The sequence below is a fragment of the Aeromonas sp. TS_SC_11 genome, from assembly GCF_057318915.1.
On record NZ_CM170470.1, the window covers coordinates 3,372,369 to 3,385,343 of the forward strand.

Sequence of the window (12,975 nt, forward strand, 5' to 3'; positions counted from 1 at the left end):
CAAACGCCAGACCCGTACTCGTCACCTTTGGTTCAGCCACTGGAATGCTCCCCAAGATCGCACCTGTATTCCCACCCCTCCCGAACCCGTAGTGCCTCACAGTTCCCGCTGAAAATCGATACGACCCGATAGGTTTTTTCCGGCAACTTTGCCACTATTGCGCCATCTGAATGGATTGGATATGGCTGCATGTTTCTGGAACGCATTGAAGTCAAAGGTTTTCGCGGGATAAATCGCCTCTCGCTCGGGCTGGATAACACCACGGTTCTCATCGGTGAGAACGCCTGGGGCAAATCCAGCCTGCTGCGCGCCCTCTGGTGTCTGTTGGGGCAGGATGCCGAACCCTATCAGTTCAGCAGCGATGATTTTCACCAACCGGAAGATCCCGAGCTCGCACCCGCCCGTCATCTGCAACTGGTGCTCACCTTCAGTGAACACAGACCCCAGATGTGTCTGCACTCCCATCGCCTTGCCCGTCTTGGCGCCTCCTGGGTCAAGCACAAAGACAAATTCCACCGTATTCACTACCGTGCCAGTGCCGAATTGCAGGCCGATGGTTCCGTGCTCACCACCCATGATTTTCTCGACGGCATCGGCAAGAGCCTGCCCATCGACAATGCCCATGAACTGATCTGCCTGCTGATCACCATGAACCCTGTGTTCCGGCTGCGGGATGCCCGCACCGCACGCAACGGGGTCGAGATGTTGCAGTGGGGGGATTTGTCACAGAACCGGTTGAGCCAGCTCGCCGACAAGCTCATCGACGAACCCCAGCGCATCGGTGAGGCTGAGCTGAAAGAGGCGCTGCAGGCCGTGCGCCAGCTGATGGATCACTACTTCAACGCCCTTGCCCCCATGAAGCACAAGCCTCGCAGCCAGCGGGACATCGTCAATCGCCCTATGACACTGCGCAATCCCGGCAATCTGCAGACGCTGCTGCGCAATGCCGACAACCGGGCGCTGCAACTGGCGATGGCAGGCATGGCAGCCACCCTGCTCAACGCCCGTGGCAACCGCGAGCTGGAACAGGGGGCGCGGCCCATCATGATCCTGGAAGATCCAGAGAGTCGCCTGCACCCCACCATGATGGCGCTGGCCTGGGGTCTGCTGGAGCACCTGCCGGGCCAGAAGCTGCTGACCACCAATTCGGGTGACCTGCTCTCCTCCCTGCCTCTGAATCAGGTGCGCCGTCTGGTGCGCCGCCAGCAGGACATCGTCTGTCATCAGCTGGGGGGCGAGCGTTACAGCAGCGATGATCTGCGCAAGATTGCCTTCCATGTGCGCATTAACCGCCCCATGTCGATGTTTGCCCGTTGCTGGCTGCTGGTGGAGGGGGAGACCGAGATCTGGCTGCTCTCCGAGCTGGCCCAGATCTGCGGTTACAGCCTGCGGGCGGAAGGGGTGCGCATCATCGAATTTGCCCAGTGCGGTCAGTCGCCCCTCATCAAGGTGGCGCGCGACTTTGGCATCGAGTGGCATCTGCTCACCGACGGTGACGAGGCGGGGATCAAATACGCCACCTCGGCCCGGGCGCTGCTCAAGGGGGAGCGGGAGCGAGACCGGCTGACCCAGTTGCCGGCGGCTGATATCGAGCATTACCTCTATCACAACGGCTTCGAGGCGGTTTTCAGGCGCGAGGCCGGGGTCGGTGGCCGCTCGACCCTCAATGCCGGGCGCATCATCAACAAGGCCATCCATCATCGCAGCAAGCCTGGCATGGCGCTGGCGGTGGTGGAGGAGGCGGAGCGCCTGGGGGGCGAGCATATACCGCCTGTGATCCGGCAGATGTTTGCCAAGGTGGTGGCACTGGCGCGCGGTCAGGGCTGATGGCATGTGCTGGCCGGCGTCCAATGATACCGGCCAAGAGTGATCCCGCCTTGTCATCCAGATGGTGCTGAGCGTCCAATCCCTCTCAAGGCGCTTGCAGAGATTGGGGACGGGGCTGGGTTTGGGTATACTCGGCCCCTTCTCTGGCGCCCCACAGGCGCATTCCGAATCTTTGCTGCTGGAGGCGTCATGTTCGTCCAACTCCCTTTTTGGCTTTTTCCCCTGACAGGTTTGATGGCGCTGGGGGCCCTCATTGCCCTCGGCATAGTGTTGTGGCGCGGTGATCTCTGCCCGGGCCAGCGCTCGCGGATCACGGCCCAGCTCTTCTCCATCTGGGTGATCACAGGGCTCTCACTGATGCTGGCGGTGGAGGTCAAGGTGGCGAGCTGGCTCGTCTGGAGCGGTGGCGCCGCCCTGATCCTGGGGATAGTGCTGTCCCTTGCCCAGTCACGGCTGGAGGGCAAGCGTGCCATCCCGTCCACCCTGCTCTGGCTGCCTGCCATGCCGTTGCTGGTCTATGGGGTCGGCCTGCTGCAGATCCAGGGCTGGCTGAGCGGCCTGCTGCAGATGACCTTGCTGGGGGCGGCCTTCGCACACCTTATGCTGCTGCGAGCCCGCCACCGTCTGCAGGCGTTCAATCTGTTGCTGCCACTGGCGGGGCTGGTGGCTGCCATGCTGAGCCTGCTCTGGCTGGCGGTGCTGGTGGGCTGGCAGGGCAATGGTGCCGCGCTTGATGCCCTGATCCCCGGTGTGCTGACCCAGGCCATCTTGCTGATTGCAGCCTTGCTGCTCTGGTTCAGCCCCATCTATCTGCAAAAAGAGACGGCGCCCGTTGTGGTCTCCACCGCCCTGTGCGGCCTCGTCATTGCCCAGATAGCGGCGACCAGCGTGCTGCACCAGCTGACCTGATAGCGTACCGCACTGCATGAATAGAAAAGCCCACCCCGAGTCACTCAGGGTGGGCTTTTTGATGGCCGCAACAGTGCAATCCGGGCCTAGTAGAAGTCATCCGCCCCGCAGATAAAGAGGCAACTGCTGCGCGGCTGGGCCAGATACTCCCGGGTCAGCCCCTCCAGCGGCATGCCGAAGGTGCAGATGTCGTGGGGGGAGGGCAGGGCGGTATCCAGGATCCGGCGCCAGTAGCCGCCCACCCCCTTGGGGGGGCTTGGCAGATTGAAGGTGAGCGGCTCCCAGTAGGCATTGAACAGCACATAGAGTGCCAGTTTGGTTTCGCTGGAGAGTGCCGACATGGCGATGGCGTGGGAGTGAGGGCTGAAGTCTGGCTGGGCGGCATTGACACCATGCCAGCAGATCTCGCTGTGACGCAGGATCTCGGTCAGCGACAGCGGCATGCTCTCTTGCTCCGGTCGCTGGAACAGGTGCTTGCGATACTGGATCAGCTCCTTCATGAAGCGGAACATCTCCTGTCCCATGGTACTGGTTTGCCAGTTCATCCAGCAGGTTTCGTTGTCCTGGCAGTAACCATTGTTGTTGCCATGCTGGGTACGCAGCACCTCGTCCCCCATCAGCAGCATGGGGGAGCCCACCGACAACAGGGTGGCCACCATCATGTTCTTGGCCTGGCGTATGCGCAGCGCATTGACGTGAGGATCCTCAGTGACCCCTTCATGGCCATGATTCCAGCTGAAGTTGTGATCGCACCCATCCCTGTTCTGCTCGCCGTTGGCCTCGTTGTGCTTGTGGTCATAACTGGCCCAGTCCCACAGGGTGAAACCGTCATGACAGGTGACGAAGTTGATGCTCTTCTCCGGGTCGGCGTGGTGATAGTGATAGATATCCGGGCTGCCGCACAGTCGCTCCACGAAGGGAGTGACGGCGTTGTCATCCCCGCGCAGAAAGTGGCGCACGTCATCCCTGAACTGGCCGTTCCACTCACGCCAGCGCGCGCCGGCCAGGCTGCCCACCTGATAAAGCCCACCCGCATCCCAGGCCTCGGCGATGAGCTTGATGTCGGCGATGCGGGGATCCGTGTCTATGGTGCGCAGGGTTGGCGCATTGGCCTGCGGCATGCCGGACTCGTCCCGCGACAGTATGGCGGCCAGATCGAATCGAAAGCCGTCCACGTGCATCTCCTGGCGCCAGAAGTGGAGGCTGTCCATGATCATGCGCAGCACCACTGGGTGGGCACCGTTGAAGGTATTGCCGCAGCCCGAATAGTTGGTGTCCTTCTGATTGCTGTCGAGGATGTAGTAAGCCTCGTTGTCGATACCGCGAAACGAGAAGATGGGGCCATCGTCGCCCCCTTCGGCCGTGTGGTTGTAAACCACGTCCAGGATCACCTCGATATTGGCTCTGTGAAGGGCCTTGACCATGTCCCTGAACTCGGTGAGCGGATCGCTGCCACTGGCATATTGAGCATGGGGGGCAAAGAACGACATAGGGCTGTAGCCCCAGTAGTTGGATAGCCCCTTGGGGGCATCCTGGGGATCGAACTGGAACACCGGCAGCAGCTCGACGGCTGTGATGCCGAGGGATTGCAGATAGGGGATCTTCTCGATGAGGCCAAGATAGGTGCCGCGCAGGGCAGGCTCCACCCCCGAGCTCGGCGACTTGGTAAATCCCCCCAGATGCAGCTCGTAGATCACGGAGCGGGAGAGGGAGTGAGCGGGGAGCTTGTCCCCTTCCCAGTCATAGTCGCGGGTATCCACCACCCGGTTCTTGGCACACACAGCCAGGTTGCTGCCGGGACGGGCCGCAGCCCAGCGGTCGTAGGTTGGCCCCAGCTCAATGCTGCGACCATAGGGGTCCAGCAGTACCTTGTCCGCATCGAAGCGGGTACCGTAGTAGGGACGCCAGGGGCCCTGGATGCGATAGGCATAGCGCTGGCCCAGCGGAATGCCTTCGATATGGATGTGCCAGTAGTAGGCGGTGCGGTTGAGACGGGGGGAGAGCACTATCACCTCAGGGGTGTCATCATCGGCACGGGTGAAGAGCAGCAGTTCAACCCGACTGGCCAGGCGGGCCCAGATGGCAAAGTTGACGCCGTCGTTCTCGGGTGTGGCCCCCAATTGACGGCAATGACCGGCGGATATGCGCATGATAAGGCTACCTAAAAAGAGGAGTGACAAGCCTTTTGAGTGTAGTGCGCCAAGCTGGCCCCAAACCTGCTTGTCTGAAAAAACAGCGCCCTGTTGCAAATTCCTTCAATTTGTGCCGCTTTAACCTTCTAATGAAGTTTTTTTAGGATATTTACTTGCAATCTGAGCGCTGGCGCCTATTATTGGCGACCTCAGACGCGGGGTGGAGCAGCTCGGTAGCTCGTCGGGCTCATAACCCGAAGGTCGTCGGTTCAAATCCGGCCCCCGCAACCATCTGGGTATCAGAGTCGAAAATGCTGATTAACGCATTGAAGACAAAGATAATTCGAACTGGCTACTGCTCGGCCAATTCGGAGAAAATATGGACGCGGGGTGGAGCAGCTCGGTAGCTCGTCGGGCTCATAACCCGAAGGTCGTCAGTTCAAATCTGGCCCCCGCAACCAACTATTTGTGCTCATGGCGAGGCTGATGCCAAGCGGTGAACGTAAAGACAGCGAACTACGTCTGCTCGGTAGTGCGCGGTGATAAAGGCAGTACAATTCGGACGCGGGGTGGAGCAGCTCGGTAGCTCGTCGGGCTCATAACCCGAAGGTCGTCAGTTCAAATCTGGCCCCCGCAACCAACTATTTGTGCTCATGGCGAGGCTGATGCCAAGCGGTGAGTGTAAAGACAGCGAACTACTTCTGCTCGGTAGTTTGCGGTGATAAAGGCAGTACAATTCGGACGCGGGGTGGAGCAGCTCGGTAGCTCGTCGGGCTCATAACCCGAAGGTCGTCAGTTCAAATCTGGCCCCCGCAACCAACTATTTGTGCTCATGGCGAGGCTGATGCCAAGCGGTGAACGTAAAGACAGCGAACTACTTCTGCTCGGTAGTGCGCGGTGATAAGGCAGTACAATTCGGACGCGGGGTGGAGCAGCTCGGTAGCTCGTCGGGCTCATAACCCGAAGGTCGTCAGTTCAAATCTGGCCCCCGCAACCAACTATTTGTGCTCATGGCGAGGCTGATGCCAAGCGGTGAGTGTAAAGACAGCGAACTACTTCTGCTCGGTAGTTTGCGGTGATAAAGGCAGTACAATTCGGACGCGGGGTGGAGCAGCTCGGTAGCTCGTCGGGCTCATAACCCGAAGGTCGTCAGTTCAAATCTGGCCCCCGCAACCAACTATTTGTGCTCATGGCGAGGCTGATGCCAAGCGGTGAGTGTGAAGACAGCGAACTACTTCTGCTCGGTAGTGCGCGGTGATAAGGCAGTACAATTCGGACGCGGGGTGGAGCAGCTCGGTAGCTCGTCGGGCTCATAACCCGAAGGTCGTCAGTTCAAATCTGGCCCCCGCAACCAACTATTTGTGCTCATGGCGAGGCTGATGCCAAGCGGTGAGCGTAAAGACAGTGAACTACTTCTGCTCGGTAGTGCGCGGTGATAAGGCAGTACAATTCGGACGCGGGGTGGAGCAGCTCGGTAGCTCGTCGGGCTCATAACCCGAAGGTCGTCAGTTCAAATCTGGCCCCCGCAACCAACTATTTGTGCTCATGGCGAGGCTGATGCCAAGCGGTGAGCGTAAAGACAGTGAACTACTTCTGCTCGGTAGTGCGCGGTGATAAGGCAGTACAATTCGGACGCGGGGTGGAGCAGCTCGGTAGCTCGTCGGGCTCATAACCCGAAGGTCGTCAGTTCAAATCTGGCCCCCGCAACCAACTATTTGTGCTCATGGCGAGGCTGATGCCAAGCGGTGAGCGTAAAGACAGCGAACTACTTCTGCTCGGTAGTGCGCGGTGATAAAGGCAGTACAATTCGGACGCGGGGTGGAGCAGCTCGGTAGCTCGTCGGGCTCATAACCCGAAGGTCGTCAGTTCAAATCTGGCCCCCGCAACCAACCTTCCGTTATTTCCCTCTTTCTGTATTACCCCCTCCTTATATTCCCCTGTGTGTCCAGCCGTTCGTCACCTCAGTGCATCATGACGCTTGATATTGATTTTCAAGTGTAAATCTGGTCGTCTTCGCGTTTTGTTGGGTATCATCAGTGATATCTCTTCATGGACGAGGGCCTTGCCCAATGATGCAAAATTTCACTTATCTCCCCCCTCAAATAGATATTCATGATGCCACCCTGAGTCAGGCCATGACCAACGGGCTCTCGGCCAACTTGTTGCTGATCGCGGAAGAGTTGCGTGATCCTGTCCTTGCCATGCCCGAATTCGCCCCCGTGGCGACCCAGATAGCGCTGGGCCAGAAGGCTCCCTACAGCCTGGTGCAGCATAACAGCCTGCAACTGGTGGTCTTCATGGGCAGCCATCCTGTACGTGATCACGCCCTCTACAAGCAGGCCAGATCCTGGATAGTCCCCTTGGCTGGCCTCAAGATCGAGCGGATGGGGGTGCACCTTGAAGGGTTTGACGAAGGAGACAGGGCGCTGCTGGCCGAGCTGGCACTGGCTTGTCTGCTGGCGGCGAACGTGCCCATGCCCAGTCACAAGCACTGTGTCGAGGACGAGTGGCGCTATCAGCAGATTGCGGTGTCACCGCGCTGTGTGCTGGATCTGGCGCGGATCTACGCCGAAGCCGAAGGCAACGGCATGGCTCGGCATCTGGCAGTGTCGCCAGCCTCCGATCTCACCGCGCGCAGCTATCGGGAGTGGGTACGCCAGTTGGCTCAGGTCGAAGGGTGGCAGTGGTTCGAGTACGATCAGGCCCAGTTGGCTGAGCGGGGCGCCGGCGCCTTCATCGCAGTGGCAAGAGGTTCGGAAGACAACCAGGCCGCCATGGTCAAGCTCAGCTATTGCCCGCCCAATCCGGTGCGCCGGGTGGCACTGGTGGGCAAGGGGATCTGCCACGATTCGGGTGGCTACAACCTCAAGGTCGCCGGCAGCATGTATGGCATGCACCTGGACATGGGCGGCAGTGCCGTGGCGCTGGGTGCTCTCTATGCGATCAGCCGGGCCAGTCTGCCCTATGAGGTGCACTGCTGGCTCGCCATCGCAGAGAACCACATAGGCCCGCTGGCTTACCGGCCGGGGGAGGTGGTAACCGCGCTCAACGGCACCACCATAGAGGTGGTGGATACCGATGCCGAAGGGCGCATGGTGCTGGCGGATACCCTCTGCATGGCGGTACAGGACAATCCGGATCTGCTGATCGATTACGCCACTCTGACCGGTGCCTGCAAACGGGCGCTGGGCAGCCGCTACAGCGGTGCCTTTACCAACCGGCCCCAGTGGCTCTGTGACTTGATAAGTCTTGGCCAGCGCAGCGGCGAGCGGATCTGGCCCTTCCCGCTCGATGAAGACTACGACGACAACCTCGATAGCGAGTGGGCCGATCTGCTACAGTGTGCGCCGGGCGCGTCGCCGGATCACATCGATGCCGCCCGTTTTCTCAACCGCTTTGTGCCCCAGCAGACCCCCTGGTTGCACCTCGATTTGAGCGGTTTTCGCAGCAAGGGGGGCAATGGCGTGGTCAGCAGCGAAGTGACCGGATTCGGGGTCAGGTTGACGCTGGACTTGCTGGGCAGCCCGTTGGGCCGCCGCCATGAACTCGATGAACAAGAAAATTAAGGAATAACGTGAAAGTACCAAGTTATGACTGGGTGTTGTTCGATCTGGACGAAACACTGCTCGATTTCCCGGTCGCCAAGGCCCTGGAGCAGACCCTGCAGATCTACGGTGTGGCGCCCACTCCCCCCAAGATGGCGGAGTATCACGCGCTCAACCACCGGCTGTGGCAACAGTACAATTCGGGCGAAATTGATGCAGCGCACCTGCAGCAGACCCGTTTCTCCCTGTTCGCCGAGCAGGTGGACGTGGCGCCCATGGCGATGAACGACACCTTCTTGCAGCAGATCATTGCCCTGAGCGTGCCCCTTGAAGGGGTCGTCGAGACACTGGAAGCCCTCAAGGGCCAGGTTAGGATGGGGATCATTACCAACGGCTTCAGCCTGCCGCAGCGTGGCCGCCTCAGCAAACTGGGTTGGAGCGAGTGGTTCGAGCCGCTGGTCATTTCTGACGAAGTGCAGGTGACCAAGCCGGCCGCCGCCATTTTCCAGCATACCCTTGCCTTGATGGGGCAGCCGAGCCCGGCGCGGGTGTTGATGGTGGGGGACAACCCCAAGACCGACATCGCCGGTGCGGCGGCCCAGGGGCTGGCCACCTGCTGGTACAATCCGGCACGTCACGACACCGAGTGCGAGGCGACCCACGAGATCCACCACTTCGCCCATCTCTCCACCATAGTGCTGGGGCAGTAAGCACCAGGGAAGCAAGCGGATCGCCAGACACACAAAAGGCAGCCATCAAGGCTGCCTTTTGTCATCTTGAGGGGATCAGGTACCGAGGCGGCTGAGCAGCCAGGATTCGAGCAGGGCTACCCCGTGTTCCAGCACTGCTTCGTCGAAGTCGAACTCCGGATGGTGGTGAGGCGCCGCCAGATTGGCTCCCAGGATCAGGTAGGCGGCTTCGCCACCGTTACGCTGTACCCGCTCGATGAGAAAGCCCGCATCCTCGCTGGCGCCAAAGCGGCGGGTGTGGATGGTCTCAAGTTTGAGCGCCTGAGCAAGCGGCACTATCTCTTCGAGCAGGGCCGGGCTGTTCTCGATGCCGATGGCTTCCCCCTGCTTGCGAATGAGGTAGGTGGCTCCCTGCATCATGGCGGCCCCTTCCACTATCTGCTGCACCTGGCCGAACATGTAGTCGTTGAGCGCCGGGGTGGCACCACGGGTCTCTCCCTGCAGGCGGGCATGGCCCGGGATCACGTTGCGACCGCTGCCACCGCTGAGCTGGCCCACGTTGATGCGGGTCATGCCATCGCGATGTCGGGCAATGCCGAGCATGGCTGTGGTCGCCGTGCAGGCTGCCGCCAGCGCGTTGCTGCCCGCGTTGGGCTCAAGGCCCGCGTGGGCGGCGCGCCCCATAAACTCCACATCGAATTTGGTTGAGCAGAGAAACTCGGTGGGATTGACCACCAGCTCGCCACTGGCCGCATGAATGCCGATATGCAGTGCCAGCAGGGCATCCACATCGTCGAGCTGACCGCCGGCTGCCAGTGCCTTGCCACCACGGCAACCCTCTTCGGCGGGCTGGAAGAACAGCTTGATGCGTCCGCTGAGTCGCTCTGCCAGGGCAGCTATCCGCTCGGCCAGCACCAAACCGATGGCGGTGTGGCCGTCGTGGGCACAGGCGTGCATCCAACCGGCGTTGCGAGACTGCCACCCCTCCTGGCTGGGGGGGTGCAGCTCATCCTGGCTCTCGTCCACTTCCACCGCATCGATGTCGAAGCGAAAGGCCAGGGTCGGGCCAGGACGACCGCTGTCCCATACTCCCATCACACCCGTTATCTCTTCGATGCGCGCCAGCCAGTCGGGATGCGCCCCCTGACGCAGGGCGCGCTCCTTCTGGGCTTGTACGTCTACTTCCCGTCCCATGATGAGGTTGCTGGCCAGCAGCTTGTCCCCCAGCATGACTTCAAATCCGAGTTTTGAGAGGTGGTGAGCAATGAGGGAGCTGGTGCGAAATTCACACCAGGCCGCTTCGGGCAGACGATGAAGATCACGACGCCAATGGCGAAGAGCATCTTGTGTCATGGTAATTCCTGTGTGGCGAGTTCAGCGGATATTGTGACGGGCAGGGGAGCAAGAGTAAATCCCGCTGACAAAATGCAACAAGGGGAGCGATGAGGCTCCCCTTGTTGGTGATGGCGGTGACGTCCAGCTTGTTTAGTGTGCATCAACCCGTTCTAAATTCCGTTTCAGGCATCATCTCGAGTGAGGCAGTCAAAAAAGACAGAAAGCGGTGGAATAGTCAGCGCCAAAGCGATGGTTGTCATTCAGTAATAGAGGATTCTGGATAATTAACCGGCTCAGAGCTGTGACAAGGACGGCAGAGAGACGGCAACCAGAGTGAAAAACACGGTAAAAACGGCAGTAACAACAAACTCTTTCATATTTTGTCTCCCTTGGCTGACTCTTGATGGGACCAAGATACCATAACTGTGCAGTAACACAACGATAAAATGTAATTATATGGCTTATTGTCTAACTGATGGCTGCTAAGCCTTGTTTTTGTATTTTTGAGGGTGTTTTATCACCACTCTGTTCGTTTCTATGGGGGGGGACGTGCTGTCATTTGGTTTTTGTATATAAATTCAAATACTTACATTATTTTGTTGTGATGTTTTTAGTGGGTTTTATATGGAGCTTTTGTTGGGGTTGACCAGTCTTATGCGCAAAAATGGCTTCCTGTTGCGCCTGAAAGTGTCGCCACAAGCAGGGTTGGTGGTCTCAGCGGGAGATAGGGTGTTGATATCCAGTTTTTGGTTCAGTGAAAGTGCACAGGCCATGGGTGGCGTCACTTGCAGGAGATTGTCACTCTTCTTGTTTTTCAGTCAGAGGGATAAAAAGGATGAAAAAGGTGGGCTTTCACTGGGATAAAGAGCCGCCGGGGCCAGCGGGAAGGGATTTCACATTTTCCCTATGCCATGCGCCTGTGGATGCGGGTTGAGTGACATTGCGGGTCGGTATTTTTGGCGTTTGCAGGTGCCTATTGACCGTTGATGAGTAACTGGCTGCCCAGTCACGGCGCTGCCATCGGCTTCTTCCCCGAGCGGTTTGTGGCGTTTTCACGACAGCTTGAGAGTGTGATGGGGGAGAATAGGAGGAAAGAGCCTGAAAAATACGGGAGAAGGGCGGGGGCGAGTGGTGACAAGGGTTGGCGTTGCAGGGGGGCGCTGAGGCACTTCCCAATCACCCAGTATGGCCACCGACAGCGGAAGGCTTGCTACCCCCTGGGCTTCGCGCAGCAAGTCAGCGGACCCTGGTGACGGTCTTGAGTGGCCGAGTGAGCCAATCAGTCTTGTGTGAGTGGTGCGAGCGAACGAGAAGAGTGAGATGAAGAGTAAAGCGGAGTGCCAGTAAAGCCTGGCATGCAATGCCTCTGTTTACTGCTGACGCTGCGGTAAACAAGGCGGATTAAAAAACCCTCCAGCGGAGGGTTTTTGTCACAACAACCTGATGCAAGCCATGGGGCTTAGAACAGGGTGGTGGAGAGATCGTACAGCTCCTGATCGAACGGGCGCTTCAGGTTCTCGATGCAGTCGATGATGTCGTGGTGCACCATCTCGTTGCCCTGGATACCGACGCAGCGGCCACCCTGGCCCGCCAGCAGCTGTTCGACGGCGAAGGCACCCATGCGGCTGGACATGATGCGATCGCGTGCAGTCGGCGAGCCGCCACGCTGGATGTGACCCAGTATGGTGGCGCGTGTTTCGCGGCCAGTCATGGCTTCGATGTCCTTGGCCAGCGCATTCACGTCGGTGACGTGTTCACAGATGGTGATGATGGCGTGTTTTTTGCCTTTGGCTTCACCTTCCTTGATCTGTTGCAGCAGCTTCTCTTTGTCAAAGGCCACTTCCGGCACTATCACGTACTCGGCACCGCCAGCAACGGCGGCAGACATGGCCAGATCGCCGCAGTGGCGACCCATGATCTCCACCACTGAAATACGGTGGTGGGAGCTGCAGGTGTCGCGCAGACGGTCGATGGCGTCAACTACCACGTTCAGGGCGGTATCAAAGCCGATGGTGAAGTCGGTACCGGCGATGTCGTTGTCGATGGTGCCCGGCAGGCCGATGCAGGGGAAACCCTCTTCGGTCAGCTTCTTGGCACCCATGTAGGAGCCGTCACCGCCGATCACCACCAGGGCATCGATGCCGTGCTTTTTCAGGTTTTCGATCGCTTCGGCACGGACGGCCGGATCTTTGAAGGCGGGGAAACGGGCAGAACCCAGGAAGGTACCGCCACGGTTCACCACGTCGGAGACGCTGTGACGCTCCAGCTTGACGATCCTGTCCTGATGCAGACCGAGGTAGCCATCATAGATGCCATAAACTTCCAGGCCATGATGCAGACCGGCGCGCACCACGGCGCGAATGGCTGCGTTCATACCCGGTGCGTCACCACCACTGGTCAAAACACCAATACGTTTGAGTTGTTTGGTCATGAGTGCCTCTGGATCTGAGTTGTCGAATACGAAGTTTTACAAATGAGACAAGCCATTTTTACTATATCGGCTTTCGTATGGGATGCGGGGGCTGCCATAGGAAAAGC

At 59.2% G+C, this 12,975-nt stretch carries 7 protein-coding genes and 10 tRNA genes; 14 read left to right on the forward strand and 3 right to left on the reverse strand.

Annotated elements, in window-relative coordinates; translation table 11 throughout:
* The first annotated feature begins 189 nt into the window (after window positions 1-189).
* Together AC1P02_RS15645 and AC1P02_RS15650 are read left to right on the forward strand one after the other, a co-directional pair.
* Window positions 190-1,827 (forward strand): ATP-dependent endonuclease, encoded by a 1,638-nt coding sequence (locus tag AC1P02_RS15645; protein WP_485182623.1) that lies wholly within the window; start codon window positions 190-192, stop codon window positions 1,825-1,827.
* 189 nt (window positions 1,828-2,016) lie between these two features.
* Complete coding sequence (locus AC1P02_RS15650; RefSeq protein WP_485182624.1) at window positions 2,017-2,736, forward strand: hypothetical protein; 720 nt, start codon at window positions 2,017-2,019, stop codon at window positions 2,734-2,736.
* Between the two features lie 86 nt (window positions 2,737-2,822).
* On the opposite strand, the gene glgX is transcribed toward AC1P02_RS15650, so the two are convergent.
* Window positions 2,823-4,886 (reverse strand): glycogen debranching protein GlgX, encoded by a 2,064-nt coding sequence (gene glgX, locus AC1P02_RS15655; protein ID WP_485182625.1) that lies wholly within the window; start codon window positions 4,884-4,886, stop codon window positions 2,823-2,825.
* 196 nt (window positions 4,887-5,082) lie between these two features.
* Here glgX and AC1P02_RS15660 point away from each other — a divergent pair.
* The 12 genes from AC1P02_RS15660 (at window position 5,083) to yjjG (ending at window position 9,123) form a co-directional block, all read left to right on the forward strand.
* Window positions 5,083-5,159, forward strand: a tRNA-Met gene (locus tag AC1P02_RS15660).
* Window positions 5,160-5,252: 93 nt separating this feature from the next.
* Window positions 5,253-5,329 (forward strand) — tRNA-Met (locus AC1P02_RS15665).
* Between the two features lie 102 nt (window positions 5,330-5,431).
* Window positions 5,432-5,508, forward strand: a tRNA-Met gene (locus tag AC1P02_RS15670).
* Window positions 5,509-5,610: 102 nt separating this feature from the next.
* A tRNA-Met gene (locus AC1P02_RS15675) sits at window positions 5,611-5,687 on the forward strand.
* A 101-nt stretch (window positions 5,688-5,788) separates the two neighbouring features.
* Window positions 5,789-5,865, forward strand: a tRNA-Met gene (locus tag AC1P02_RS15680).
* A gap of 102 nt (window positions 5,866-5,967) precedes the next feature.
* Window positions 5,968-6,044, forward strand: a tRNA-Met gene (locus AC1P02_RS15685).
* A gap of 101 nt (window positions 6,045-6,145) precedes the next feature.
* A tRNA-Met gene (locus AC1P02_RS15690) sits at window positions 6,146-6,222 on the forward strand.
* A gap of 101 nt (window positions 6,223-6,323) precedes the next feature.
* A tRNA-Met gene (locus tag AC1P02_RS15695) sits at window positions 6,324-6,400 on the forward strand.
* A gap of 101 nt (window positions 6,401-6,501) precedes the next feature.
* Window positions 6,502-6,578 (forward strand) — tRNA-Met (locus AC1P02_RS15700).
* A gap of 102 nt (window positions 6,579-6,680) precedes the next feature.
* A tRNA-Met gene (locus tag AC1P02_RS15705) sits at window positions 6,681-6,757 on the forward strand.
* 180 nt (window positions 6,758-6,937) lie between these two features.
* The gene (locus AC1P02_RS15710) at window positions 6,938-8,434 is read left to right on the forward strand and encodes a M17 family metallopeptidase (protein WP_485182626.1); all 1,497 of its coding nucleotides are present in this window, start codon (window positions 6,938-6,940) and stop codon (window positions 8,432-8,434) included.
* An 8-nt stretch (window positions 8,435-8,442) separates the two neighbouring features.
* The gene (gene yjjG / locus AC1P02_RS15715) at window positions 8,443-9,123 is read left to right on the forward strand and encodes a pyrimidine 5'-nucleotidase (RefSeq protein WP_058394423.1); all 681 of its coding nucleotides are present in this window, start codon (window positions 8,443-8,445) and stop codon (window positions 9,121-9,123) included.
* Between the two features lie 75 nt (window positions 9,124-9,198).
* Here yjjG and AC1P02_RS15720 read toward each other — a convergent pair whose 3' ends face one another.
* A complete protein-coding gene (locus AC1P02_RS15720; RefSeq protein ID WP_059167486.1) occupies window positions 9,199-10,455 on the reverse strand; it encodes an amidohydrolase in 1,257 nt (418 codons plus the stop codon).
* A gap of 1,441 nt (window positions 10,456-11,896) precedes the next feature.
* Window positions 11,897-12,868 (reverse strand): 6-phosphofructokinase, encoded by a 972-nt coding sequence (gene pfkA / locus AC1P02_RS15725; RefSeq protein ID WP_005311131.1) that lies wholly within the window; start codon window positions 12,866-12,868, stop codon window positions 11,897-11,899.
* Between the last annotated feature and the right edge of the window lie 107 nt (window positions 12,869-12,975).